General features: G+C 49.9%; 24 protein-coding genes and 1 pseudogene. 21 read left to right on the plus strand and 4 right to left on the minus strand.

Going from position 1 to position 24,988, the window contains the following annotated elements:
- The first annotated feature begins 164 nt into the window (after window positions 1-164).
- The gene (locus tag DWY63_RS02045; RefSeq protein ID WP_055265199.1) at window positions 165-683 is read left to right on the plus strand and encodes a DUF6465 family protein; all 519 of its coding nucleotides are present in this window, start codon (window positions 165-167) and stop codon (window positions 681-683) included.
- Window positions 684-795: 112 nt separating this feature from the next.
- Here DWY63_RS02045 and DWY63_RS02050 read toward each other — a convergent pair whose 3' ends face one another.
- Window positions 796-1,017: an alpha/beta-type small acid-soluble spore protein gene (locus DWY63_RS02050; RefSeq protein ID WP_022461891.1), complete on the minus strand. Its 222-nt coding sequence runs from the start codon at window positions 1,015-1,017 to the stop codon at window positions 796-798.
- Between the two features lie 296 nt (window positions 1,018-1,313).
- Between DWY63_RS02050 and DWY63_RS02060 the strand changes: the two genes are divergently transcribed.
- The 4 genes from DWY63_RS02060 to DWY63_RS02075 are packed head-to-tail and all read left to right on the plus strand — an operon-like array spanning window position 1,314 to window position 3,478.
- Window positions 1,314-1,715, plus strand: a complete 402-nt coding sequence (locus DWY63_RS02060; RefSeq protein ID WP_022461890.1) for a methylglyoxal synthase — start codon at window positions 1,314-1,316, stop codon at window positions 1,713-1,715.
- A gap of 40 nt (window positions 1,716-1,755) precedes the next feature.
- Window positions 1,756-2,334: a 16S rRNA (guanine(966)-N(2))-methyltransferase RsmD gene (rsmD, locus tag DWY63_RS02065; protein ID WP_022461889.1), complete on the plus strand. Its 579-nt coding sequence runs from the start codon at window positions 1,756-1,758 to the stop codon at window positions 2,332-2,334.
- Complete coding sequence (gene coaD, locus DWY63_RS02070) at window positions 2,331-2,843, plus strand: pantetheine-phosphate adenylyltransferase (protein ID WP_055265195.1); 513 nt, start codon at window positions 2,331-2,333, stop codon at window positions 2,841-2,843. The genes rsmD and coaD overlap by 4 nt, the downstream gene beginning before the upstream one ends.
- Window positions 2,844-2,854: 11 nt before the next feature.
- Entirely contained in the window at window positions 2,855-3,478 is a 624-nt protein-coding gene (locus tag DWY63_RS02075) for an ATPase (protein WP_117801036.1), read from the plus strand.
- Here the strand turns inward: DWY63_RS02075 and DWY63_RS02080 are convergent.
- Window positions 3,452-4,402, minus strand: coding sequence for a nucleoside recognition domain-containing protein (locus tag DWY63_RS02080; RefSeq protein ID WP_117801039.1), 951 nt, complete (start codon window positions 4,400-4,402; stop codon window positions 3,452-3,454). The two genes, DWY63_RS02075 and DWY63_RS02080, sit on opposite strands and share 27 nt — an antisense overlap.
- Window positions 4,403-4,478: 76 nt before the next feature.
- Between DWY63_RS02080 and DWY63_RS02085 the strand changes: the two genes are divergently transcribed.
- From DWY63_RS02085 to hisI, 14 genes and pseudogenes are all read left to right on the plus strand, one after another.
- Window positions 4,479-5,939: an aminoacyl-histidine dipeptidase gene (locus tag DWY63_RS02085; protein WP_117801042.1), complete on the plus strand. Its 1,461-nt coding sequence runs from the start codon at window positions 4,479-4,481 to the stop codon at window positions 5,937-5,939.
- 158 nt (window positions 5,940-6,097) lie between these two features.
- Window positions 6,098-6,910 (plus strand): GTP pyrophosphokinase, encoded by an 813-nt coding sequence (locus DWY63_RS02090; RefSeq protein WP_055218019.1) that lies wholly within the window; start codon window positions 6,098-6,100, stop codon window positions 6,908-6,910.
- 24 nt (window positions 6,911-6,934) lie between these two features.
- Window positions 6,935-8,308 (plus strand): RsmB/NOP family class I SAM-dependent RNA methyltransferase, encoded by a 1,374-nt coding sequence (locus DWY63_RS02095; protein ID WP_117509156.1) that lies wholly within the window; start codon window positions 6,935-6,937, stop codon window positions 8,306-8,308.
- Entirely contained in the window at window positions 8,305-9,063 is a 759-nt protein-coding gene (locus DWY63_RS02100; RefSeq protein ID WP_117801045.1) for a pseudouridine synthase, read from the plus strand. The genes DWY63_RS02095 and DWY63_RS02100 overlap by 4 nt, the downstream gene beginning before the upstream one ends.
- Before the next feature lie 3 nt (window positions 9,064-9,066).
- Entirely contained in the window at window positions 9,067-11,010 is a 1,944-nt protein-coding gene (locus tag DWY63_RS02105) for a YgiQ family radical SAM protein (protein WP_055226360.1), read from the plus strand.
- Window positions 11,011-11,061: 51 nt separating this feature from the next.
- Entirely contained in the window at window positions 11,062-11,679 is a 618-nt protein-coding gene (locus DWY63_RS02110) for a DUF4191 family protein (RefSeq protein ID WP_022461880.1), read from the plus strand.
- Between the two features lie 12 nt (window positions 11,680-11,691).
- Window positions 11,692-12,678, plus strand: coding sequence for an RluA family pseudouridine synthase (locus DWY63_RS02115; protein WP_117801048.1), 987 nt, complete (start codon window positions 11,692-11,694; stop codon window positions 12,676-12,678).
- A complete protein-coding gene (gene lepB, locus DWY63_RS02120) occupies window positions 12,675-13,253 on the plus strand; it encodes a signal peptidase I (protein ID WP_055265187.1) in 579 nt (192 codons plus the stop codon). The genes DWY63_RS02115 and lepB overlap by 4 nt, the downstream gene beginning before the upstream one ends.
- A gap of 25 nt (window positions 13,254-13,278) precedes the next feature.
- On the plus strand, window positions 13,279-13,827 hold the full coding sequence (locus tag DWY63_RS02125; protein WP_117509155.1) for a Holliday junction resolvase RecU: 549 nt from the start codon (window positions 13,279-13,281) through the stop codon (window positions 13,825-13,827).
- A gap of 107 nt (window positions 13,828-13,934) precedes the next feature.
- A complete protein-coding gene (gene hisZ, locus DWY63_RS02130; protein ID WP_117801051.1) occupies window positions 13,935-15,176 on the plus strand; it encodes an ATP phosphoribosyltransferase regulatory subunit in 1,242 nt (413 codons plus the stop codon).
- 21 nt (window positions 15,177-15,197) lie between these two features.
- A complete protein-coding gene (gene hisG, locus DWY63_RS02135) occupies window positions 15,198-15,836 on the plus strand; it encodes an ATP phosphoribosyltransferase (protein ID WP_022461875.1) in 639 nt (212 codons plus the stop codon).
- On the plus strand, window positions 15,833-17,131 hold the full coding sequence (gene hisD, locus DWY63_RS02140) for a histidinol dehydrogenase (protein ID WP_055226357.1): 1,299 nt from the start codon (window positions 15,833-15,835) through the stop codon (window positions 17,129-17,131). Before hisG ends, hisD begins: the two co-directional genes overlap by 4 nt.
- Before the next feature lie 54 nt (window positions 17,132-17,185).
- On the plus strand, window positions 17,186-17,722 hold the full coding sequence (hisB, locus tag DWY63_RS02145; RefSeq protein WP_055218350.1) for an imidazoleglycerol-phosphate dehydratase HisB: 537 nt from the start codon (window positions 17,186-17,188) through the stop codon (window positions 17,720-17,722).
- Between the two features lie 55 nt (window positions 17,723-17,777).
- Window positions 17,778-18,089 (plus strand): annotated as a pseudogene (hisI, locus tag DWY63_RS02150) (phosphoribosyl-AMP cyclohydrolase); the annotation flags it as partial.
- A gap of 101 nt (window positions 18,090-18,190) precedes the next feature.
- On the opposite strand, the gene DWY63_RS02155 reads toward hisI, so the two are convergent.
- On the minus strand, window positions 18,191-19,606 hold the full coding sequence (locus tag DWY63_RS02155) for an NCS2 family permease (RefSeq protein WP_117509154.1): 1,416 nt from the start codon (window positions 19,604-19,606) through the stop codon (window positions 18,191-18,193).
- Between the two features lie 312 nt (window positions 19,607-19,918).
- On the opposite strand from DWY63_RS02155, the gene DWY63_RS02160 reads away from it, so the two are divergent.
- Entirely contained in the window at window positions 19,919-21,580 is a 1,662-nt protein-coding gene (locus DWY63_RS02160) for a Na/Pi cotransporter family protein (protein WP_117508987.1), read from the plus strand.
- 118 nt (window positions 21,581-21,698) lie between these two features.
- Here the strand turns inward: DWY63_RS02160 and DWY63_RS02165 are convergent, their stop codons facing one another.
- Entirely contained in the window at window positions 21,699-23,177 is a 1,479-nt protein-coding gene (locus DWY63_RS02165) for a S1C family serine protease (protein ID WP_117801054.1), read from the minus strand.
- A 213-nt stretch (window positions 23,178-23,390) separates the two neighbouring features.
- On the opposite strand from DWY63_RS02165, the gene DWY63_RS02170 reads away from it, so the two are divergent.
- Window positions 23,391-24,914 (plus strand): ASKHA domain-containing protein, encoded by a 1,524-nt coding sequence (locus DWY63_RS02170; RefSeq protein WP_117801057.1) that lies wholly within the window; start codon window positions 23,391-23,393, stop codon window positions 24,912-24,914.
- Window positions 24,915-24,988 lie beyond the last annotated feature (74 nt).

The raw sequence follows: 24,988 nt of genomic DNA on the forward strand, positions 1-24,988 counted from the left end.
CGTGCGAAATCAGATATTACTTGAAATGCCAAAAAAATTCATGTATTATAAACAAGGAATCAAAAAATGTGCGGACCGTGAGTGTCAAGCGTTCGCCTGAATGATAGTTCGCAGGACGGCTCTTCCAAAATATACAGGGCCGGTCCAAATGGGAGGAAACAGATATGGTAAAGAAAAAACCAGCTGCCCAGGCTAAGACAGCAGAGAACGAGACAGTAAAAGTAGAGACCAAAGCAGCAGAAAAAACAACCGCAGCAGAGAAAGAAGCTGTAAAAGAAGTTGCAAAAGAAGTTGTAAAGGAAACTGCAGCAGCAGAGGAAGCACCTGCAAAAGCAGAAGAAAAACCGGCAGCAAAAGCTGCAAAAACAACCCGCACAACAGCAAAGAAAACAACGACAAAGAAAGCGGCTGCACCGAAAAAACCAGCAGCAGTGAAAAAGCCGGCAGAGAAAAAATCACCTGCAAAAGCAGCAAAGAAAGAAGCGGAGCAGGAGATGATTCTGCAGTTCGGCGGAAGAGAAATCAAGGAGAAAGATCTGTACGAGAGAATCCAGCAGATCTGGATCGAAGGATATGGCAAGAAAGCAGAAGAATTAAAGAGCCTGAAGGTTTATGTAAAACCGGAGGAATTTACTGCTTACTACGTAATCAATGATGATGTAACCGGAAGCATTGATCTGTAAGTATTATGTACCAGCTCTGCAGGAGCAAGAAAAAAGCGTGAGCTTTTCCGAAAAGAAAAGAGCTCACGCTTTTTGATGCCTGTTCCGGCATCAGGATGTTATACCGGGATGATTAGTACTGGCCAGAAGAACCGCCGGACATCTGGCGTTCCTGCTGCTCAATCATCTTTTTGACCATATAACCTCCGACAGAACCATTCTGTTTGGAAGTCAGGTTACCGTTGTAGCCATCACTGAGCGGCACGCCGAGTTCGCTTGCCACCTCAAATTTGAATTTGTCCAGAGCGCCTTTTGCTTCTGGTACTGCTGCGGTATTCGATGAACGATTCGCCATGTTCATTCCCTCCTTTATCTTTGTGCTTGTTAAAAGCTGCTGTGAAGCAGATCCGGATGTGTTTTTCATCTGTTCTGCTACGGTCATAGTATGTGGAAAGAAAACAAAAATAAACTTCCAGATTCTGTATTTTTTCCGGAAAAGCGGAGAAAGTAAAAGAAGAAAGAAAAATGGAACGTCAGAAAAAAATATAAAAACTGTGTAAAAAATTCACAAAAAGAATTGCGTATTGAAAATAAATTTGTTATAATTGCTGTACATGGTAGTAAAAACAGGAGAAGGGGCGGTTTGCAGTAATGAATATTGGAATCATAGCACACAACAGCAAGAAGAGTCTGATCGAGGATTTCTGTATTGCATACAAGGGAATCCTCATGAAACATGAGGTGTACGCCACCGGAACCACCGGACGGCGGATTGAAGAGGTGACGAACCTTCATGTACACAAGTTTCTGCCTGGAAGCGTAGGCGGAGACAAACAGTTTACCGAGATGATTGAACGCGGCGATATGGATATGGTAATTTTCTTTTACAATCCGACGATGATCAATCCGAAAGAGCCGGATGTCTACAAAATTATCCGTACCTGCGACCAGTACAATATCCCGATTGCAACAAATATCGGAACTGCGGAGTCTCTGATTTTGGGACTTGCAAGAGGAGATTTGGACTGGAGAGAGCAGTTGAAAGCCGACTGATCCATCAAACAAAAACAGTAAGGACGAAAATAAGACCAACATGAGAGTAATAGCAGGAAAATGCCGGAGTCTTCCATTAAAGACGGTTCCCGGCAGACAGACCCGGCCGACGACGGACCGGATCAAAGAAACCTTATTTAATATGCTTCAGCCGTATCTGCCGGATGCGCGTTTTCTCGATTTGTTCGCCGGAAGCGGGGCGATCGGAATCGAGGCGTTGAGCCGCGGCGCCGAGCGCGCGTGGTTCGTAGAGCAGAACAAAGCTGCAGCAGACTGTATCCGGCAGAATTTAAAATTTACGAAGCTGGAACAGCAGGCAGTGCTCCTGCCCATGGAAGCGCATGCAGCTCTGCAGTCGCTTCAGGGACAGGAGCCTTTTGACTGCATTTTTATGGACCCGCCATACGATAAGGGACTGGAAAAGGATGTGCTGTATGCGTTCCGCGACGCCTCTTTTATCGGTGAGGATACCTTAATTATTGTAGAAGCATCGCTGAATACTGATTTCGACTGGGCGGAGGATGCCGGATACGAAATTCTGAAGAAAAAAATCTATAAGACAAATGTCCATGTATTCCTTACCCCGAAAAGCAAACACGAAGGAGTAAAAGAATCATGAAGACAGCCGTATACCCGGGAACTTTTGACCCTGTAACGTATGGTCATCTGGATGTTATCTTGCGTGCATCCAAGCTTTTTGACCGCGTAATCGTGGGAGTTTTACATAATTCCTCAAAATCTCCGTTGTTTTCTGTGGAAGAACGTGTTAATATACTAAAGAAAGCGACCCAGGACATTCCAAATGTCGAAGTCCGTTCTTTCAGCGGGCTCGCTGTTGATTTTGCGAAGGAATGCCAGGCGCATACGATCGTCCGCGGACTCCGCGCGATCACAGACTTTGAATATGAACTGCAGATGGCACAGACGAACCGCGTTCTGGAACCGGAAGTAGATACCACGTTTCTGATTACCTCGCTGGAGTATGCGTACCTCAGCTCCACGGTAGTAAAAGAAGTAGCTGCTTTTGGCGGCGACATTCACAAATTTGTTCCGGATTTTGTGGAAAAAGAAATCCGCGCAAAGTATGCCGCCCGAAATTCAGAAGGAATGCCGCAGGATAAAAGATAAGGAGAATTAAAATGAGCAGCAGAATTGAACAGATCATCGAAGAAATTGAGGAGTATGTAGAGAGCTGTAAATATCAGCCGCTGTCTACCACCAAAATCGTTGTAAATAAAGAAGAATTAGAAGAGCTTCTCCGTGAGCTCCGTCTGAAAACACCGGACGAGATCAAACGGTACCAGAAGATCATCAGCAACAAAGATGCGATTCTGGCAGATGCACAGAACAAGGCAGATGTCATCATTGCAGAGGCACAGGCAAAGGCAAGAGAGATGGTAGAGCAGAGTGAAGTGATGCAGTCAGCATACGCACAGGCAAATGAGACCGTCAACAATGCAAATCAGCAGGCACAGGAAATCCTGGATGCTGCAACCAACGATGCCAACAGCATCCGTCTCGGTGCCATCGGATATACCGATGATATGCTTGCCAACTTAAGCAATATTATGACGACTGCATTAAACGATGCAGGAGAGAAATACAACAGCTTTGTAGAATCCCTGACAAGCTGCTACAATACCGTTGTTCAGAACAGAAGTGAGCTCTCCCCGCAGGGTGCTCCGGAAGAAGAGCAGCCAGAGGAAGAAGTTGTCGTACCGGAATATGATCCGGCATCAGAAGAGGAAAGCGAAGAGGAATAAACCAAGCGTTCCTGCGAAAGCAGCACAGCAGAGCTTCCCGGCAAGATAAGGCCAGAGGGGCAGACCGCTGTTATGGATCATACAGTTTGTCTGGGCAGCGACAGAGAGACCGCCGAAGGCGGCGCAGGTAAGGACAGCAGAGACTTTTCCGGCGTAAGGAAGAGAGGACGCGGCAAGCTGTGCGATTCCCGTCGTGATTTCCAGCACGCCGCAGAGCAGGGGCGAGGCGGAACCAAACGGATGCAGATCCATCAGAAGTCCGGACAGAATGGAAAACAGGATGATGTATCCGCCAAGCTGTGTAATGATTTCAAATCCGTTCATGATAGAGGTGTCCAGCAGGTTTCCTTTGGAAGTCTGTTTTGACATCTCTTTTTTTTCCACGGAATGTGTCCGATGGGCGGTGTGCCGGTGCAGGCGGAAGCGGCGGAAAACAAGCCGGAACAGAAAACCAGTTAGAAAATTGGAACCGTAGAGTACGCCGAAGACGAACCCGGGATGGATCTGTCCGGAAAACGCAGTTAAGATAACATAGGAAGACAGAAAAGCAGGACTCGGACTGCTGCAGAAGGTTAAAAGATAGCACGCTTCGTTCCGGTCAATTTCTTCTGCCTCATAGAGCTGGGCAGTGATGCGCGCTCCCATGGGAAAACCGCAGAAAAGACCGAGAAAAAGTGCATAAAACCCAGCCGGGGAAAGACCGAAAACCGTTTGAAAAAAAACTTCTGCACGGGCAGAGATCCGCCGCGCGGCTCCTGTTTCCAGAAGAAGAGATGTCAGAATCAGAAACGGCAGAAGTGACGGAAGAATGGTATGAAACCAGAGATTGACACCCTCGCAGGCATAGAAAAAAGTCCGCGCGGGAAAGATAAGAAGACAGAAAAAAAGAAGCAGGGAAGAGAGAAATAAAAGTGATTTTTTCATGACGTTCGAACCTCCTCCCGCTTTCTAAAATAGAGTATGACGAAGCTTTGAAAAAAAGAAGATGGGAGAAGAAAAAATGAGCGTATTAGCAGGATTAAAACCGGAACGGGTATTTTATTATTTTGAAGAGCTCTGCCGCATTCCGCACGGCTCCGGAAACACAAAAGAAGTGAGCGACTATCTGGTTCAGTTTGCAAGGGACCATGAATTATCCTGGTATCAGGATGCGTCCAACAACGTGATCATCCGCCGCCCGGCATCGAAGGGATGTGAATTGGCTCCGACTGTGATTCTGCAGGGCCACTGCGATATGGTCTGCGAGAAGAAGCCGGGCAGCAGCCACGATTTTACGAAGGACGGCCTTGAGCTTCACATCGACGGCGATGAGATTTATGCCAGGGACACGACGCTTGGCGGAGACGACGGAATTGCCGTTGCCTATATGCTGGCTGTGCTGGAATCGGATGATCTGCAGCTTCCGGCCATCGAGGCACTGATTACGACGGATGAAGAGATCGGACTGCTCGGCGCAGCAGCATTAAACGGGAATGAATTAAAGGGAAGAACACTGTTAAATATGGATTCTGAAGAGGAAGGCATTCTCACCGTATCGTGCGCAGGCGGTATGACAGCCATGATGGATCTGCCGGTGCGCAGAAGCGAAGTGATGGGTGAGCAGATGGAAGTGACGATTTCCGGTCTTGCCGGTGGCCATTCCGGTACGGAAATCCACAAAAACCGTGCCAACTCCAACATTCTGGCGGGCCGTTTCCTGTACGAACTGGCAGGAAAGATGGATTATGCCCTGATCGAGCTGGAGGGCGGTTTAAAAGACAACGCCATTCCGCGGACAACCCGCATGCTTCTTGCCATCGACGGCGGAGAGAAAGAGATCTTAAAAGAGGAAGCATCACGCTTCACCGAAAATCTTTGCAGAGAGTACAGCGGAACAGATGACGGTATTAGCGTTACGGTAGAGAAAACAGGCGAGGGCGCTGCACCGGCGCTTCATCCGGTCAGCCTGCAGAAAACCGTCTTTTTCCTGATGAATCTTCCGAACGGGGTACAGAAGATGAGCGGCCAGATCCCGGGACTGGTGGAAACATCCCTGAACCTCGGTATTCTGAAATTAGAGCCGGATCACCTGCATGCGTGTGCGAGTGTGCGGAGCTCCGTGGGAAGTGCAAAAGAAGCCCTTTCCGACAAGCTGGAGTATCTGATCGGTTTCCTGGGCGGTGAGTTCCACGTAGAGGGCGCGTACCCGGCATGGGAGTATAAAGAGGATTCTGCCCTCCGCGATCTGATGGTGGTGGAATATGAAGCCATGTATGGACAGAAACCGGCAGTGGAAGCGATTCATGCCGGACTGGAATGCGGTCTGTTCTATGAAAAGCTTTCCGGTCTTGACTGTGTATCTTTCGGCCCGAACATGAAAGCAATCCACACGACCGAGGAGCGGCTTTCGATTTCCTCCGTGGAGAGAACGTATCAGTACCTGTGCCGCGTTCTGGAGCAGCTTTCGAAACGGCAGGCATAAAAAACTGCCCGTGTCTATTTCAAAAAAGTTTCTGAAAAACAGTCATAAAACAGAAAAGACAGGCATAAAGTAACAGGGTGGGGATTGAATTTCCAAAGCGTTTACCATCCGATAAGAAAAATGGCTGAAAGCAGGAGCAAAAAAGGAGATTAGGGGACATGGATATACTGTTATGGCATGAGATTCTGGAACCATACGAGCTGGCTGTCAAGGAATTACAGGTGAAATTCCGGCATCTGATCAAGGAGCACCACGGAAAAGGGCTGTACTCACCGATCGAGAGCGTGAGCGGCCGTGTGAAGAGTGTTTCCAGTATTCTGGAAAAAATGCAGAGAAAGGGCATTGTGCCCGAAGAGATGGAGGAGCAGGTGGAGGATATCGCGGGCATCCGCATCATCTGCCAGTTCGTTGAAGATATCGAAAAGGTTGCCGACCTGATCCAGAAGCGGTCGGATATTGAGATTAAGAGCGAGAAAGACTACATCCGCCACATGAAGGACAGCGGTTACCGGAGCTATCACCTCATTGTTTACTATACCGTGGAGACGATGAACGGCCCGAAGCGCATCCAGGTGGAAATCCAGATCCGCACGATGGCGATGGATTTCTGGGCGACGATTGAGCACTCGCTGCAGTACAAATATAAGGCAAACATTCCGGATCACATCCGGGAGCGCTTAAGTGCAGCTGCAAAGGCGATTATTGTGCTGGATAATGAGATGTCCTCTGTGCGGAGTGAGATTATGGATGCACAGAATTCCTCCCAGATACAGCGGAATCTGATCACGGATATCCTGAATAATATCGAGAATCTTTACAAGGTGACGAACAAACGCGAAGTAGAAAAAATTCAGGATGAGTTTTATCACATCTATGCGCAGAACGATCTGCAGGAGTTAAAACGGTTCCACAAAGAACTGGATCTGATTGCAGAGGGATACCGCGCACAGGCAATTACAGACGAACTTTAGAACAAAAGGGGATAAACGGATATGATCACACTGCCGGAAGCCTTTGAGCAGGAGATGAAACAGCTGCTCGGTGAGGAAGAATATGAGGCATACCGCAAGACATTTGACGAGGCGGTACATAGAGGACTGCGGGTAAACAACGGAAAAATTTCGACAGAAGAGTTTCTTAGGCGGACCGATATTCCGCTTAAGAAGGTTCCGTGGATCCCCAATGGATTTTATTACGATGAAGAGAGCTGCAATCCGGCAAAGGATGCCGATTACTATGCGGGCCTGTATTATCTGCAGGAGCCGAGTGCGATGACACCGGCATCCCGCCTTCCAATTGAGCCGGATGACCGTGTGCTCGATCTCTGTGCGGCACCGGGCGGAAAGGCAACGGAGCTGGGAAGCCGGATCGGTGAGGGCGGCATGCTGCTGGCAAACGATATCAGCAATTCGCGGGCGAAGGCGCTGCTGCGCAACCTGGAAATCCAGGGAGTGGGACGTCTTCTCGTGACGAGCGAGGATCCGGAAAAATTAGTAACCTTGTATCCGGCCTTTTTTGACAAGATCCTTCTTGACGCGCCGTGCTCTGGGGAGGGCATGTTCCGAAAAGAGAGCTCAATGCTGCGCTACTACAGTGAAAATGGGCCGGAGCATTATGTGCCGATCCAGAAAAAACTGATCGAGCAGGCGTATCAGATGCTTGCAGAGGGCGGAGAGCTGCTGTACTCTACCTGTACGTTTTCTGTAAAGGAGAACGAAGAGGTCATCGCAGGGCTGCTGGATGCGCATCCGGATATGGAAGTGCAGGAAATTACCCCGGGTTACGAAGGGTTTGCGCCGGGAGTATCCGTGAATGGCCGCGATCTTTCCCGGTGCGTTCATATTTTCCCGCAGCGGATGGAGGGAGAAGGCCATTTCGTGGCGCTCCTGAAAAAGCAGGGAGAGAGCCGGAAACGGCAGCCTTCCCGCCTTTTGGAAACGACAAAGAAGCTGCCGAAAGAGGCGGAAGAGTTTCTTGCTGGCGTGCGCATGGACTGGAAGAATGGTTCGTTTGCCCTTGTGAAAGACCAGCTCTATTTTCTGCCGGAAGGTGTCTGTGCGGCAAAGGGTCTGCGCTATCTGCGGACCGGACTTTCGCTTGGCACCGTTAAGAAAAACCGCTTCGAGCCGTCCCAGGCGCTGGCGGCGTATCTGAAAAAAGAAGAATACGTTTCGTGTTTGACCATTCCCAAGGGAGATGACCGTGTCATGCGCTACTTAAAGGGTGAGACACTCTCGTTTTCCGAGGAAGAGTGTCAGGGGAAAAAGGACTGGGTGCTTGTGTGCCTGGATGATTTCCCACTTGGCTGGGGAAAAATAAACAACGGAACGTTAAAGAATAAATATTATGCAGGATGGCGGATGGTATGAGTAAATTACGACTCGATAAATATCTGGCGGACATGGGTGTGGGAACACGCCAGGAAGTAAAGGCCCTGGTCCGGAAGGGACGGGTGGCCGTAGACGGAATTACGGCAAAAGCCCCGGAACTGAAAGTCGACCCGGATGAAGCGCAGGTGACTGTGGACGGAAACAGCATTTCCTATGTGAAAATGGAATACTGGATGCTCCACAAACCGGCGGGTGTCGTCTCTGCGACGGAGGACCGCCGTGACCGGACCGTACTCGATCTTTTAAGTGGTGCGGCAAGAAAAGACCTCTTTCCGGTCGGACGGCTCGACAAGGACACCGAAGGGCTGCTGCTGATTACGAACGACGGAGCCCTTTCCCACCGGCTGCTCTCTCCGAAATCGCATGTCTCGAAAGTGTATGAGGCCGTGATTGACGGAAAAGTGACAGAAGAAGATCGGCAGGCATTTGCCGAAGGGCTCGACATTGGGGACGACAAACCGACACTTCCGGCCGAGCTTACCATTCTGGAAACGACAGAAAAAGAGCCTGGCATTTTTGAAAGCAGGATCCGCATTACCATCTGTGAGGGCCGCTTCCACCAGATCAAGCGCATGTTTGAGAAGGTCGGAAAAACGGTCGTCTATTTGAAACGGCTGTCGATGGGGAGCCTGGAACTTGATCCGGCGCTGCCAAAGGGCAGTGCCCGTCTCCTGACGCAGAAAGAAAAAGCGGCGCTTGGCATAGCGGACGCCGAAACACAGAAAGGAAAGTAAAGCATGCCTTTTTTACCAATTACAAGAGAAGAGATGAAGGAACGGGGAATCGAACAGTTTGACTTTGTCTATGTCATCGGAGATGCCTACGTGGACCATTCCTCGTTCGGACCGGCAATCATCAGCCGTGTGCTCGAGGCGAACGGCTATTCCGTCGGCATCATCTCACAGCCGGACTGGAAGGACGAGAACAGCATTTCGATTTTCGGTGAACCGCGTCTTGGCTTTCTTGTCTCTTCCGGAAATATGGATTCCATGGTCAACCATTATACCGTGGCGAAAAAGCACCGAAAAACAGATGCCTTTACGCCGGGCGGTGTCATGGGAAAACGGCCGGACCGCGCGGTTACCGTGTACGGCAATCTGATTCGGAGAACGTATAAACATACACCGATGATCCTCGGCGGCATCGAGGCATCGCTCCGGCGCCTTTCGCATTACGATTACTGGTCTGACCAGGTGCGCCGCTCCGTCCTTCTCGATTCCGGTGCGGATCTGATTTCGTACGGAATGGGAGAACTTTCGATCGTAGCGATTGCAGATGCACTTGCGGCTGGCATTGACGTTCATGATGTCACCTTTATTCCGGGAACCGTTTATCGGAGCAAAACGCTGGATCACCTGATTGACCCGGTGGTGCTGCCGTCATTCGAGGAGGTGCGGGAGAGCAAGCGGACGTATGCGGAGAGCTTTGCGATTCAGTATAAAAATACCGATGCCATCAATGCGAAGCCGATGGCAGAGCCGTATGAGGGCCAGGGCTACATTGTACAGAATCCGCCTTCCCGTCCTTTGACAGAGCAGGAGATGGATGATGTCTATGCGCTTCCATACATGCGCGCCTATCACCCAAGCTATGAAAAAGACGGCGGTGTGCCGGCGCTTGGGGAAATCAAATACAGTCTGACGAGCAACCGCGGCTGCTTTGGGTCCTGCAGTTTCTGCGCGCTGACGTTCCACGAGGGACGCGTTGTGCAGACAAGAAGCCACGAATCCATTCTGGCGGAAGCGCGGCAGATGGTTCAGGAAAAAGAATTTAAAGGCTATATTCACGATGTCGGCGGCCCGACGGCGGATTTCCGCGGTCCGGCATGCAAAAAGCAGCTCACCAAAGGCGCCTGCCCGAACCGGAACTGTCTCTTCCCGGAGCCGTGTAAAAATATGGTGGCAGATCACAGAGATTATGTGAAGCTGCTGCGGGAATTAAAAGACATTCCGGGCGTGAAGAAAGTCTTTATCCGCTCCGGCATCCGTTTTGACTATGTCCTGGCCGATAAAGACCAGACGTTCCTTTCCGAGCTGGTAAAGGATCACGTCAGCGGTCAGCTCCGCGTTGCGCCGGAGCACGTTTCGAACCGTGTGCTTTCCTATATGGGAAAACCGCGCCACGAAGTATATCAGGAATTTATCCGCCGCTTCGATGCGTGCAACAAAAAGACGGGGAAGCAGCAGTACGCACTTCCGTATTTTATGTCGTCCCATCCGGGGTGTGACTTGGAGGATGCGGTGGAGCTTGCCGAGTACATCCGCGATATGGGATTTATCCCGGAGCAGGCACAGGACTTCTATCCGACGCCTTCCACACTTTCCACCTGTATGTACTATACCGGTCTTGACCCGCGGACGATGGATCCGGTTTACGTGCCGAAATCGCCGCATGAGAAGGCGATGCAGCGTGCGCTGATTCAGTACCGGAATCCGGAGAACTATGAGCTCGTCTGCGAGGCACTGCGCCGGACACACCGGGAGGATCTGATCGGATTCGGACCGAAATGTCTCGTACGGCCGAGAAAGATGGCCGGGGAGGCAGGAAAACCGTCAAGAGGAAAAGGGTCCAACGGAAAAGGCTTTGGCCAGAAGACGGCGAATGACCGTTCCGGACAGGGAAAAGCCAAAACAGGCGGACGGCCGAAAAAGACGCTCCGCAACGTGCACAAAAAGAAATAAACACGCAGAAGATGAGCGGGGATCTTATCGAAGAAGGGAAATGACAGAAGAATGAAGATCAGAAAAGGGGATTACGGCTATATCCGCCGGGAAAAGAAAAAAAGACTGCTTGTGACACTGGGACTGTTCGTCCTTCCGGCCATCGTTTTTATTGTCGGGCTTGTGCTTGCAGACGGAAACAAGAGCAACATTTTTACGGTTGTCGCCGTAGTAGGCTGTCTGCCGGGCTGCCGCGCCGCCGTCGGTTTTATCATGATGGTTATGCAAAAGCCAGTGGACAAAGCAGTGTACGATGCCATTGAGGCAAAAAAAGGAAAACTGCTGATGGGATATGAAATGTATATCACACAGGAAAAATCGAGTCTGATGATCGAAGCAGCGGCGTTCTGCGGTGAGGAGATCGCCTGCTACACCACGCGCGCCAAAGACCAGAAACAGATCGAGGACTGCACTACGTATCTGAACAAGATCATCCGTGCCAACGGCTACAAATGCCATGTGAAGATTTTTGATCGGGAAAAAGCATTTCTGGAGCGCCTCGATTCCCTGAACCGCAACTACGATGAGCTGGAAAAGAGCGCCAGTGAAAACTTCAAACCGGATGAGCGGTACCCGGATCTGTCCCGCACGGAACTGGTGAAACACACGATGCTGGCGCTGGCACTGTAGGAGACCATTGCTATGAGAGAACTGACCGTGTCAGAAAAAGACTGCGCGCAGCAGCTCATCAAATATCTGTCCAAATATATGGAGGAGGCGCCAAAGAGTTTCTTCTATAAAATGCTGCGAAAGAAAAACATTGTGCTGAACCAGAAAAAGGCGGACGGCAGTGAAAAGCTGAAAACAGGCGATACGATCCGGCTGTATCTGGCGGAAGAGACCATCGAAAAATTTCGGAAAACACCGGAAAAACCGGCGGCTGGAAAACAGGTAAAGTATCCGAAGCTGGATATCGTCTATGAAGACGAAAAAGTAATTTTCCTGAACAAGCCGGCAGGTGTCCTCTCACAGAAGGCGAAAGAGACGGATGTGAGCCTTACCGAAGCGCTCGGCGCCTATCTTTCGGAAAAAAATGCCGGGGAGGAGACCATGTTCCGCGCCGGACTCTGCAATCGTCTGGACCGGAACACCAGCGGTCTGATTCTTGCCGGAAAAACCGTTGCGGCGACGCAGCAGCTTTCAGAACTGATCGCAGAGCGGGCTGTTGGAAAATACTATCTGGCGGTTGTAAAAGGAACCGTGACAGAGACAGAGCGGATCCGCGGATACCTCACAAAAAATGAGAGGACAAACCGTGTTTCGATTCAGAGAGAGCAGCAGGGAGATGCTGTTTACATAGAAACCGCATACCGGCCGCTCTGTGCCGGAAGAGGCTGTACGCTGCTGGAGGTTGAGCTGGTGACCGGAAAGAGCCATCAGATCCGCAGCCATCTCGCGAGCATCGGTCATCCGCTTGCGGGAGATACGAAATACGGGGATGCGGAGTTTAACCGCCGCTTCCGGGAAAAATACGGACTGAAATACCAACTTCTCCATTCGTGGAAGGCGGTATTTCCAGAGCTTACGGGCACCTTATCGGATCTGTCCGGAAAAACCTTTACAGCGCCCCTGCCATCATCCGTGCGCCGGATTTTACAGGGAGAACATTTGACGGGAGAAGGATTATGAGCCGAAAAGACAACGAAAAGAAAGAAACAAAACCAAGAAAAACGGAGGAGACGAGCATCGGACGGGAAATCTGGGAATATGTAAAAATGATCGCCATTGTCGTGGCAGTCGTTGTTTTTGTGGAGCAGGTCATTGTCATCAACGCAAGAATCCCATCTCCTTCCATGGAAAACACGATTATGACCGGAGACCAGATCTTCGGTAACCGCCTTGCTTATGTAAAGAGCGATCCGCAGCGGTATGACATCGTTATTTTCTATTATCCGGACGACGAGAAGCAGAAGTTTATCAAGCGCGTCATCGGACTGCCGGGAGAGACGGTTACGATCCGCGACGGAAAGGTGTATATCAACGATTCCACCGATCCGCTGCGCGATGATTTCTGCCCGGAAACACCGGTCGGCGATTTCGGACCGTATGAGGTGCCGGAGGGCTGCTACTTTATGCTCGGCGACAACCGGAACGTATCAAAGGATTCCCGCTACTGGCTGAATCCATACGTAGAGAAAGACAAGATCATCGGCAAGGCCTTTCTGCGCTACTGGCCGCTGAACAAAATTTCTCTGATTGAATAAGAACAGAACAAAGACGAGGACAGGAATTATGGCATGGACATCGAGGGGACTCCGCGGATCAACGCTGGAGGAAATGATCAACCGCACAAACGAGCAGTACCGTGACAAGCATCTGGCACTGATCCAGAAGGTGCCGACGCCGATCACCCCGATCAAAATAGATAAGGAGAGCAGACACATCACGCTGGCTTATTTTGAAAAGAAGAGTACCGTTGATTACATCGGTGCTGTACAGGGCATTCCCGTCTGCTTCGATGCCAAAGAGTGCAAAACGGATTCCTTTCCGCTCGCAAACATCCACGAGCACCAGGTCACGTTTATGAAAGATTTCGAGCAGCAGGGGGGGATTTCCTTCCTGCTGCTGTATTTTACGGCGCGGGATGAATATTATTACCTGCGGTATGAGACGATGAAAACCTTCTGGGACCGCGGACAGAACGGCGGAAAGAAGCATTTTTCCTACACCGAGCTTGAAACGTCATTCTTCCTTCCCAGAACGGGAAGCAGCGTTCTCGTCCCGTACCTGAACGGAATCCAGAAGGATCTGGAGATACGGGATTCGAAAGCGGATTAAAATTTTGAGTTGACAGGGAAAATGTTTTCCGATATACTAACCATAGTTTTAAATTCAATATGGTAATATGGTAGTGAACTAAAGCGAAAAAGTGAGGACAACAAAACATGGATCGATTAATTCATACCCCGGAAGGCGTCCGGGATGTCTACAATCAGGAATGTACGAAAAAATTATACCTGGAGAATCAGATTGAGCAGGTATTTCATGCGTTTGGATATCAGGATATTGAAACACCGACGTTCGAGTTTTTTGATGTATTCGGAAGAGAAGTGGGAACAACACCGTCCCGCGAGCTCTACAAATTCTTTGACCGCGACGGCAACACCCTTGTGCTCCGTCCGGACTTTACCCCGTCGATTGCACGCGCAGCCTCCATGTATTTCATGGAAGAGACGATGCCGATCCGCCTTTGCTACAGAGGAAGCAGCTTCGTCAACAGCAGCAGCTATCAGGGCCGCTTAAAAGAGTCCACCCAGATGGGCGTCGAGCTCTTAAACGATGATTCCGCAATGGCAGACGCAGAGATCATTGCGATGACCGTAAAAGTTATGCTGGATGCCGGTCTTACCGATTTCCAGATCAGCATCGGCCACGTAGGTTTCTTCCAGGCGCTCGCCGAGGAAGCTGCGCTCGCCGAGGATGTTCTGAACGAATTAAAAGAACTGATTTCCATTAAAAATCATTTTGGCGCCGAGGAGCTGCTGGCAAAACAGAACCTTCGAAGTGATCTGTTTGAAGCACTCCGTGATGTTCCGCAGCTGTTCGGAAATGCAGAGATTCTCGAAAAGGCAAAAGGCCTTACAAGAAATCCGGCGGCAAGAGAGGCACTCGATCGTCTGGCTACGATCTATGAGATCGTTAAAGATTACGGCTATGAAAAATACGTCTTCTTCGATCTCGGCCTTTTAAGCAAATTCCATTACTACACCGGTATTATTTTCCAGGCCTACACCTACGGCACCGGCGAGCCGATCGTAAAAGGCGGCCGCTACGATGCACTGCTGCAGCACTTCGGAAAGAAAGCGCCGGCGATCGGATTCTGTACTGTCATGGAATCTCTGATGAATGCACTGGAGCGCCAGAAAATTTCTCTTCCGATTGCCAATACGAAAACGATGCTGCTCTACCCGGATTTCCTTCAGCCGCTGGCCGTAAAACTTGCCAACGAGCACAGAAACAAGGGCATGGATGTCGCGCTGGTCTGCTTTGCAAGGGACAAGGTTCTTGCAGATTATGAAGAATACGGCAGAAAGAACCAGTTCGGCGGCATTGTCTATATTCAGAAGAGCGATTCGGTGCTTGCCATCGATTTGTCGACAGGAGAAGTACAGCAGGTGGAGCTGTAGGAGAGGAAGGGTACGAAAAAGATGAGATATTTGACCATTGCACTGACAAAAGGACGCCTGGCGTACCAGACGCTGGAGCTGCTGGAAAAAGTCGGCATCACCTGCGATGAAATGAAAAATAAAGATACGAGAAAGCTGATTTTCACGGACGAAGAGCATAAGCTCCGTTTCTTCCTCGCCAAAGGTCCGGATGTGCCGACCTATGTGGAGTACGGCGCAGCGGATATCGGAATCGTCGGAAAGGACACGATTCTGGAGGAAGGAAGACGCCTCTACGAGGTATTGGACCTTGGCTACGGCAAGTGCCGCATGTGTGTCTGCGGACCGGAATCCGCGCGTGAGCTGCTGCAGCACAACCAGCAGATCCGTGTGGCAACGAAGTACCCAAACATTGCCAAGGATTACTTCTACAACCGCAAGCACCAGACCGTTGAGATGATCAAGCTGAACGGCTCGATCGAGCTGGCACCGATTGTCGGACTTTCCGAAGTGATTGTGGATATTGTAGAGACAGGAAGCACTTTACGGGAAAACGGCCTGACCGTTCTCGAGGAGGTCTGCCCGCTGTCTGCGCGCATGGTTGTCAACCAGGTGAGCATGCGGATGGAAAATGAGAGAATTACTAAATTAATTCAGGATCTGAAAGGAGCACTGGTATGAGAATCGTAAAACTGACAAAAGAGACTACAGAAAATATTCTGGAGAATATGCTGAAACGAAGCCCGACACAGTACGGAACGTACGAGGCTTCCGTGCAGGAGATCATTGAGAATGTAAAAACAAGAAAAGACGCAGCCGTTTTCGAATATACCGAGAAATTCGACCACGCGGTACTCGATGCTTCTACCGTAGAAGTAACACAGGAAGAGATTGATGAAGCGTACAACATCGTAGATCCAGAGCTGATCGGTGTCATCCGCAGATCCATGAAAAATATCCGTGAGTTCCACGAAAAACAGAAACAGAACAGCTGGTTCACCTCTACCGAGAACGGAACGATGCTTGGCCAGAAGCTGACCGCCCTGAACCGTGTCGGCGTATACGTTCCGGGAGGAAAGGCAGCGTATCCGTCCTCTGTTCTGATGAACATTCTTCCGGCAAAAGTGGCAGGAGTCAAAGAAATCTGCATGACAACGCCGTGCGGCAGAGACGGAAAAGTCAACCCGGTTGTCCTTGCGGCAGCAAAAGAAGCCGGTGCGGACCGCGTCTTTAAAATCGGCGGTGCACAGGCAATTGCAGCCCTTGCTTACGGAACCGAGAGCATTCCGAAAGTCGATAAAATCGTAGGACCTGGAAACATCTACGTTGCCCTTGCAAAGAAAGCCGTATACGGAAATGTCAGCATCGACTCCATCGCAGGCCCAAGTGAGATTCTTGTCCTTGCTGATGAGACTGCAAATCCGCGGTTCGTGGCAGCCGATCTCTTAAGCCAGGCTGAGCATGATGAGCTTGCAAGTGCGATCCTCATTACCACCTCCCAGGAACTGGCAGAGAAGGTAAGTGAAGAGGTAGACGGTTTCTTAAAAGTCCTCTCCAGAAGCGACATCATCTCCAAATCACTGGACAACTTCGGCTACATCCTTGTCACCGATTCGCATCAGGAAGCGATCGACACCGTAGATGCCATCGCACCGGAGCACCTCGAGATCGTGACGAAGAACCCGTTTGAGGATATGATGAAGGTACATAACGCCGGTGCTATTTTCCTCGGCGAGAACTCCAGCGAGCCTCTCGGTGACTATTTTGCCGGCCCGAACCATATCCTGCCGACGAACGGAACCGCAAAATTCTTCTCACCGCTGTCCGTAGACGATTTCGTGAAGAAATCCAGCATCATCTATTATTCCAGAGAAGCCCTTTCCGAGATCCACGAGGATATCGAGAGCTTTGCAAAATCAGAGAGCCTGACGGCACACGCCAATTCGATTGCCGTCCGTTTTGAGGGGGAAGAGTAAGTGGAGAACAGAACAGCCAGCGTAGAACGCGTGACAAAAGAAACAAAGATCCGCATGACATTAAATCTGGATGGAACGGGAAAGAGCGACATCCACACCGGCATCGGCTTTTTTGACCATATGCTCGACGGCTTTGCCCGCCACGGTCTTTTCGACCTTTCCGTTTCTGTAGACGGAGATCTTGATGTAGACGGCCACCACACGATCGAGGACACCGGTATCGTGCTCGGAACTGCAATCCGCGAGGCAGTCGGCGACAAACAGGGCATCCGCCGCTACGGCGACAGAATCCTTCCGATGGACGAGACACTGGTGCTCTCGGCCGTTGACCTCTGCGGCAGACCGTATCTCTCTTTCCAGGCAGAATTTACACGGGAGAAAGTAGGAGAGATGGAGACCGAGATGGTAAAAGAATTCTTCTACGCCGTTTCCTATGCGGCGCAGATGAATCTGCATATCAAAGTGCTTGACGGCGGAAATAACCACCACATCATCGAGGCGATGTTCAAAGCATTTGCGAAGGCACTCGATGAGGCAACTTCCTTCGATCCGAGAATTGCCGGCGTGCTCTCGACCAAGGGCAGCCTGTAAGAGCAGAAAAAGAGGAGAACAAGAGATGAAACAAGCATTAAAATGTGATTTTACCTGGGCGGATTTTAAGACAAACAGCGACGGCATGGTTCCGGTTGTTGTACAGGATGCGGAAAATGACGAAGTGCTGATGCTCGCCTACATGAATGAAGAAGCGTTTGAGACGACACTGCGCCTTGGAAAAATGACGTACTGGAGCAGAAGCCGCAATGAGCTCTGGACGAAAGGACTGAGCTCCGGCCATGTGCAGTATGTAAAACAGCTTCTGATCGACTGCGACAACGATACAATTCTTGCCAAAGTAGAACAGGTCGGCGCAGCGTGCCACACCGGAAACCGCACCTGCTTTTACCGGACCCTGGCAGAATAAAAATTTTTGATTCAGAGCATAAAAAGAGCTCCTGTTTCACAGAATAAAATCTGTGGGACAGGAGCCTTTTTATGCAGTTCTGTATCGTTAAAAAGCCATTACAGAAGAAGGTATTTTAAGATAAACAGAACAGCCAGGATGTACATGATCACGCTGATCTTTTTTTCTTTTGCTTTTCCGCTCAGGATCTGGATTGCAACGTAGGAGATAACTCCCATGGCAATACCTTCGGAAATGCTGTAGAAGAATGGCATTGCTCCGATGCAGATGTAGCACGGAATCGCCTCGGAAAGATCACTGAAATCAATGTTGACTACGTTGGTCAGCATGTAGAAGCCTACCACGATCAGTGCCGGAGCCGTTGCAAAGGACGGGATGGCAAGGAAGATCGGGGAGAGGAACAGAGCGAGGCCGAAGAGGATTGCAGTGGTAACAGCGGTAAGACCGGTACGGCCGCCTTCGGAAACGCCGGAAGCACTCTCAACGAAAGTTGTTGTGGTAGAAGTACCAAGAACAGCACCTGCGCAGGTAGCAACAGCATCTGCCATCAGCGCGCCCTTGATGCGCGGAAGTTTTCCGTTTTTGTCGAGCATGTTTGCCTTGGAAGATACACCGATCAGAGTTCCGATGGTATCAAACATATCGACAAACAGGAATGCAAACATGATCACGAAGAACTCGCCTGTTTTCAGAATGGAGAAATCCAGTTTTCCGAAAATCGGGGCAAGGCTTGGAATGGAAAGTCCGTTGGAAAAATCCGGGAACAGGCTGTAGAAGCCGTTTGCCGGGTTCGGAACGTAGAGACCGCATGCCTGGCAGATCATGCCGAGGATCCAGGTTGCAAGAATTCCCCAGAGGATGTTTCCCTTTACATTGCGTACGACAAGAACGGCGGTGAGGATAACACCGATGACTGCGAGCAGAACGGTGATTCCGACATCGTTAAACGTTCCTGCCACATACTCTGTTCCGTTTAATGTGGCTGCAGACTGCAGGTTGGCATTGTAGGAAGACAGGGAATAGAGGCCTGCCACGGTTGAAGAGTTCGGCAGTACAATTTTTGCATTCTGAAGTCCGATGAATGCGATGAACAGACCGATGCCGACGCTGACTGCAGATTTCAGGCTGACCGGAATGGAGTTGAAGATCGCCTCACGGACGTTGGTCAGAGAAAGTACAATAAAGATGATACCTTCTGCAAAAACGGCGGTCAGGGCTGCCTGCCAGCTATATCCGTATCCGAGAACAACGGTGTAGGCGAAATAGGCGTTGAGGCCCATTCCAGGTGCCAGAGCGAATGGATAATTGGCAAAAAGTGCCATCAGCAGGGTGCCAAGGAAGGCTGCCAGAGCCGTTGCGGTAAAGACAGCGCCGTGGTCCATGCCGGTGGAGGAAAGGATGTTCGGGTTGACGGCAAGAATGTACGCCATCGTCATGAACGTGGTGACACCGGCGATGATCTCGGTTTTGACCGTTGTTCCATTTTCCCGCAGCTTGAATGTGTTTTCCATCAGCTTGCTAAACTTTTCCATAGTTTTCTCTCCTTTTGAATTTTGTAGGCGGAAATGTCGCCTCATAATATGGAAACATCCTAAATGTTACAATATTATCAAGTAGAATGCAAGAAAGAAACGAAAAGAATCTGAAAATTTCTTGTCGAAATTTTTAATTTTTCTATAGACAAATGTCATGATTTCTTTTATGATAAAAAAGGTGTCTTGTAAAATCTGCGTTAAGGAAATGTAAAATATTGAGACCAAAACATGAAAATGCTTTGACAGGGATTTTGAAAAGACATCAGAAAAAGACAAGGAAGAAAAAAGAATATGAGTGTAATAGTGTCTTTGATGGGCGGTCTGGGCTTCTTCTTATATGGAATGAAGCTGATGAGTGAAGGACTGCAGAAGGTTGCCGGATCCAAGATGAGAAGCATTTTGGAGGTATTTACGAAGAACCGTGTGATCGGTCTTCTGGTCGGTATTTTCTTTACCGCGCTGATTCAGTCCTCCAACGCTACAACCGTTATGGTGGTCAGCTTCGTAAACTCCGGTCTGATGAAACTGGCACAGGCTCCTGGAATTATCCTCGGAGCAAACATCGGTACGACAGTTACCGGACAGCTGATTGCGTTTGACCTTGCGGATATCGCGCCGCTGTTTGTCATCATCGGTGTTCTGATGGTTATGTTCGTAAAGAACAATCTGACGATCAGCCGTCTCGGCGAGGTTATCTTGGGATTTGGTATTCTGTTTATGGGTATCTCCGGTATCTCAGGAGCCCTGAACGAAGCAAAAGAGATCCCGGCAGTCGTCAACGCCCTCGGATCCCTGACGAATCCGTTTCTTGCGTTCTTAGTCGGCTGGGTGGCTACCGCGATTCTGCAGAGTAACTCTGCAACGGTCGGAATCATCATGCTTCTTGCAAGAGAAGGTCTGATGGGACTTCCGATCTGTCTGTTTATGATGCTTGGATGCAACATCGGATGTACGATGTCCGCTATTCTTGCCAGCTTCGGCTGCAAAAAAGATGCAAAACGTGCGGCATGTGTCCACCTGCTGTTCAACATCTCCGGAACGATTGTCTGCTCCATTATTTTCCTGCTGTTTGGAAATCAGGTAGTTGACTTCTTTATGGGTATTTCCGGAAACGAAGCAGGCCGTATGATCGCAAATGCAAACTCGATCATCAAAGTATGCCAGGTACTCCTGATGCTGCCGTTTACCCCGCTTCTGGTGAAGGCAACGTACTTTATCATCCGCGGAAATGACGAGGAAGACAAAAAGTTCGAGCTTGCCTACATCAGCTCGAAACATGCGATGTCCCCGACGACTGCAGTTCTGCAGGCTGTCCGTGAGATGGAGCGTATGGCACAGATGGCAGAGACCAACCTGATTCGCGCGATGAATACGTTGGTGACCCGCGATCAGAAAGAAATCGACGAGGTCTACCGTGTCGAGGAAAATATTAATTTCCTGAACAAAGAGATTACGAACTATCTGGTTCACTTAAATCAGGCATCGCTGCCGACATCAGACGTTATGCGCATCGGTGCGCTGTTCCATGTGGTCAATGATATCGAGCGGATTGGTGATCATGCCGAGAATGTCGCAGATTCTGCTGTGCAGATGACGAATGACAATGTGACCTTCAGCAAACAGGGCGAACTGGATCTTTCCGAGATGCTGGATATGGTATTAAAAATTCTCGATGAGTCGATCGAAATGTTTGCAAAGAATGATCTGCAGCACCTGCAGGAGATCATTGATATTGAAAATTCCATTGATCAGGAGGAGCGGGATCTGCAGCAGAAGCATGTAGAGCGTCTGACCCGCAACGAATGTACGCCGGAAGCCGGCATGATCTTCTCCGATCTTGTATCCGGACTCGAGCGTGTCGCGGACCATGCAACCAATATTGCATTCTCCATTCTGGATGAAGATCCGGAAGAGAAAGCAGCCCGCGAGGCAGTTGCAGGAGCAGAAAAATAAGAAATGGATTAAGAGAATAGGAGAAAGGCCCCGAAACATTGGAGTTATGTTTCGGGGCCTTTCTTTCATGCTTATGATGTTTTTTATTTATGGATTTCTTTCACGGGAGAGCGGGCAGTCAGATCGAAGGAGTAGCGGAGGTCAGGGTATTTCCACCCTCTGCAGAGCGGGATGAACCCGCATTCTGCTGGGAATCGCTCTGCTGATCATCTGAAGAGCTGATGCTCGTTCCGAGGGTCAGTGAGAAGGTCTTTGTCTCATAGGATCCGTTGTCTGGAACCTGTACTTCCACCTCAACGGTTTCGCCGGCAGAGTAATACTGCAGCAGGGATTTCAGCTCGCTGGTGGAGGTGATGGAATGTCCGTCAAAGCTGGTCAGAACGTATCCGGATTTCAGACCTGCATTTTCAGCGGCACCGCCGGAGGTTACTTCGGAGATATAGATGCCGGCCGGCATATTGTATGCCTGCTGGATCTGGCTGCTGACATCGAGGCATTTGATGCCGATCGTTCCCTGATCTTCTGCGGCAACCTTTGTTCTGGTCTGCTCATTCATCAGATTTTCAATGATATCGGAAACACGGGAGACCGGGATTGCATAGCCCATGCCCTCTACCTCTGTAGAAGCAAGTTTTGCGGAGTTGATACCGATGACCTCTCCGTTCATGTTCAGAAGAGCGCCGCCGCTGTTGCCAGGGTTGATGGCTGCATCGGTCTGTAAGTAGGTCTTTCCGGTTGTATCAGTGGAAGAAGTATCTGCAGTTGTTCCATCGGAGCTTCCGTCAGAAGAGGAATCGCTGTCGATCACACGGTTTGCAGCACTGATGATACCGGTCGTAACGGACTGGCCGTAGCCGAGTGCGTTGCCGATCGCAACGACCTGCTCGCCGACCTCAACGGAATCAGAATCGCCCATCGTGGCAACAGCGATGCTGCTCATCGTGTCATCCGGGATCTCGGAGAGCGGAACGGCGATGACGGCAAGATCGTTATCGGCATCGGTACCTTTGATATTTGCCTTGCAGACCTGATTGTTTACAAAACTAACAGAAAGAGTATCGGCATCTTCTACTACATGGTTATTGGTGACGATCAGAAGCTCGGTGTCATTCTTTCCGATGATGATACCGGAACCGCAGCTTGTGGTCTCCTCGGTCTGCGGAGTCTGGGCACCGTAACCGAACATGCTGAAGTAGTTCTGTACTTCCTGTACGGACTGGTTTGTGATGGAGACGATCGACGGCATTGCGTTTTTCGCAATCGTGGAAACATCCATCGTTCCGGTGGAAGTGGAGCTTGAGGATGTGGCAGCGGCTTTTAAGAGGCTGCTGTTGGAAGTCGTCTGCTGTGCAGTGGTTGTTGTTGCAGCGGCTGTCGTGCTTCCGGCAAAGTGGTTGACTGCCTGGAAGGTACCGCCGGCAACACCGCCGAACAGAACTGCGCTTAAGGCGATGGCTCCGATTTTCTTTGCAAGCTTAGCAGCTTTTTTATTTTTGGAAGAAGGTTTCTTTCCGTTGAAGCTGTTCTGCTTTGCTGCCATCATGTTCTCATTATTGGTTTCGTTTTCGTTATTGTAGTTGTTTCTGTAGTCCATCATAATAAATACTTCCTTTCTGGTATTTGTATTTTAAACTGTGTTCCGGAATCGGCTTCCGGTTTTGTTTGCTTCCTTTTTTGTTTCTATGCTTTGCAGTATAATGGGAATCTGTGATGGAAATGTAGTAAAAATGTGAAAAAAATAAGTTCTCTGGAAAAGAGAAAAGTGCTACAATAAGAAACAGAAAAATGATCAGGAAATGAGGAAGTAATAATGAATAGAGGAATAGCACAGAAACAGTATCTGGAGTTGGTCCCGCCGACGGAGGAGGACGCCCGCTCCAGCCAGATGCGGATACTGGATGCATTAAAAGAGAAAGGAATCACCGCATCATTTACCCTTCCAGCGCTGCAGAAACTGTATCCCATCTGCGATGAGGCAGACTATAACATAACGGTTTCCCTCGCATGGAATGGAAGCATCTGGCAGGCGGTTGATCTGGAAGCGGGCGATACAGCAGCAGAGCATTACGGCTATGCCGCTGATCTTGGAAGTACGACCGTCGTTGTGCGCTTGGTAAACTGCAGCGACGGTACCGTGCTTGCCGAAGAGAGCGAATACAACCGCCAGACTGCCTATGGAACCGATATTCTGACGAGAATCTTTGCCTGTAAGGATAAACCGGAGGTACTGCAGGACATCCGTGCGTGTACGATGGAGACATTTACACTGCTCTTTGAAAAACTTCGCCAAAAGACAGGAATTGCGCCGTCGGATGTTCTCTCAATGGTCGTATCCGGCAACACAACGATGATCCATTTCCTGCTGGGACTGGATCCGTTCTGCGTCTTTTCATCCCCGTACGCCGTGCGCGCAGACCGCGTCGGATTCCTTCCGGCGAAAGAGATGGGATTTCCCATGAAGGGATGTGTCTACTGCGTGCCGGGAAAATCCAATTACCTGGGCGGTGATATATTAAGCGGTATGATCGCAACGGAACTCTATAAAAAAGAAACGATCAGCGTTTTTTTTGATATCGGAACGAACGGCGAGCTTGTCGTCGGAAACCGGGAATTTCTGCTCTGCGGCGCAGGCGCTGCCGGTCCGGCGCTCGAGGGCGGCGTGGTCAAAACCGGCATGCGAGCTGCAGAAGGCGCTGTTGATACGGTAAAAATAGAAGACGGGAAAATCCAGTGCCATGTAATCGGAGAGGGTAAGCCAAAGGGCATCTGCGGTTCCGGCATTATCGATCTGCTCGCGGAATTATTCCTAAATGGATGGATCAACCTGTTCGGTACCCTGCAGCCGGAGCGGTCCGAAAAGATCAAGGAAGACCCGGAGACGGGAGAGTGGTGCGTTGAATATAGTGAAGGGCTGTGCTTCTATCAGAGTGATATCGCCGAATTCCTTCGTACAAAGTCAGCGGCCTACACGATGGTTGAGTACATGATGCGTGAATCCGGCATTTCCATGGAAGAAATTGACCGGTTTTACGCGGCTGGTGCGTTTGGAAAACACGTCTCGAAGGAGTCTGCCATCACAATCGGCATGTACCCGGATATGGACCGGGAACGCCTCATCTGTGCTGGAAATACGTCGTTAGAGGGAGCGGAAAAAATTCTGCTGGACAGAACCCGAATCGAAGAGATTGACCGGATTCTCGAGGAGATGGTTTATATTCAGTTTGGCCAGGTCTCTGACTTTATTTCCATGATGGCAGCCGCCCAGGCAATTCCACACACGGATCTCGAGCGGTTTCCAAGTGTACAGAAAAAACTGGAAGAAAGAAAACAGTAAATGGCGGCAGGCGCTTGACCGCAGTCGAATTGTGTCATATACTTGTTGTTGATAATGAGAATCAACAAGGAGAG

This window comes from Blautia sp. AF26-2 (assembly GCF_003460955.1).
Taxonomy (GTDB): Bacteria; Bacillota; Clostridia; order Lachnospirales; family Lachnospiraceae; genus Fusicatenibacter; species Fusicatenibacter saccharivorans.

What these genes read in the sequence shown, in the direction of transcription:
- rsmD (WP_022461889.1), top strand. Translation starts at nt 1,756, where the DNA reads ATGAGAGTAATAGCAGGAAAATGCCGGAGTCTTCCATTAAAGACGGTT.
- DWY63_RS02045 (WP_055265199.1), top strand. Translation starts at nt 165, where the DNA reads ATGGTAAAGAAAAAACCAGCTGCCCAGGCTAAGACAGCAGAGAACGAG.
- hisZ (WP_117801051.1), top strand. Translation starts at nt 13,935, where the DNA reads ATGGATCGATTAATTCATACCCCGGAAGGCGTCCGGGATGTCTACAAT.
- hisB (WP_055218350.1), top strand. Translation starts at nt 17,186, where the DNA reads ATGACATTAAATCTGGATGGAACGGGAAAGAGCGACATCCACACCGGC.
- hisG (WP_022461875.1), top strand. Translation starts at nt 15,198, where the DNA reads ATGAGATATTTGACCATTGCACTGACAAAAGGACGCCTGGCGTACCAG.
- DWY63_RS02050 (WP_022461891.1), bottom strand. Translation starts at nt 1,017, where the DNA reads ATGGCGAATCGTTCATCGAATACCGCAGCAGTACCAGAAGCAAAAGGC.
- DWY63_RS02115 (WP_117801048.1), top strand. Translation starts at nt 11,692, where the DNA reads ATGAGAGAACTGACCGTGTCAGAAAAAGACTGCGCGCAGCAGCTCATC.
- DWY63_RS02165 (WP_117801054.1), bottom strand. Translation starts at nt 23,177, where the DNA reads ATGATGGACTACAGAAACAACTACAATAACGAAAACGAAACCAATAAT.
- DWY63_RS02160 (WP_117508987.1), top strand. Translation starts at nt 19,919, where the DNA reads ATGAGTGTAATAGTGTCTTTGATGGGCGGTCTGGGCTTCTTCTTATAT.
- DWY63_RS02170 (WP_117801057.1), top strand. Translation starts at nt 23,391, where the DNA reads ATGAATAGAGGAATAGCACAGAAACAGTATCTGGAGTTGGTCCCGCCG.
- DWY63_RS02090 (WP_055218019.1), top strand. Translation starts at nt 6,098, where the DNA reads ATGGATATACTGTTATGGCATGAGATTCTGGAACCATACGAGCTGGCT.
- DWY63_RS02060 (WP_022461890.1), top strand. Translation starts at nt 1,314, where the DNA reads ATGAATATTGGAATCATAGCACACAACAGCAAGAAGAGTCTGATCGAG.
- DWY63_RS02100 (WP_117801045.1), top strand. Translation starts at nt 8,305, where the DNA reads ATGAGTAAATTACGACTCGATAAATATCTGGCGGACATGGGTGTGGGA.
- DWY63_RS02085 (WP_117801042.1), top strand. Translation starts at nt 4,479, where the DNA reads ATGAGCGTATTAGCAGGATTAAAACCGGAACGGGTATTTTATTATTTT.
- DWY63_RS02110 (WP_022461880.1), top strand. Translation starts at nt 11,062, where the DNA reads ATGAAGATCAGAAAAGGGGATTACGGCTATATCCGCCGGGAAAAGAAA.
- DWY63_RS02075 (WP_117801036.1), top strand. Translation starts at nt 2,855, where the DNA reads ATGAGCAGCAGAATTGAACAGATCATCGAAGAAATTGAGGAGTATGTA.
- DWY63_RS02080 (WP_117801039.1), bottom strand. Translation starts at nt 4,402, where the DNA reads ATGAAAAAATCACTTTTATTTCTCTCTTCCCTGCTTCTTTTTTTCTGT.
- lepB (WP_055265187.1), top strand. Translation starts at nt 12,675, where the DNA reads ATGAGCCGAAAAGACAACGAAAAGAAAGAAACAAAACCAAGAAAAACG.
- hisD (WP_055226357.1), top strand. Translation starts at nt 15,833, where the DNA reads ATGAGAATCGTAAAACTGACAAAAGAGACTACAGAAAATATTCTGGAG.
- DWY63_RS02105 (WP_055226360.1), top strand. Translation starts at nt 9,067, where the DNA reads ATGCCTTTTTTACCAATTACAAGAGAAGAGATGAAGGAACGGGGAATC.
- coaD (WP_055265195.1), top strand. Translation starts at nt 2,331, where the DNA reads ATGAAGACAGCCGTATACCCGGGAACTTTTGACCCTGTAACGTATGGT.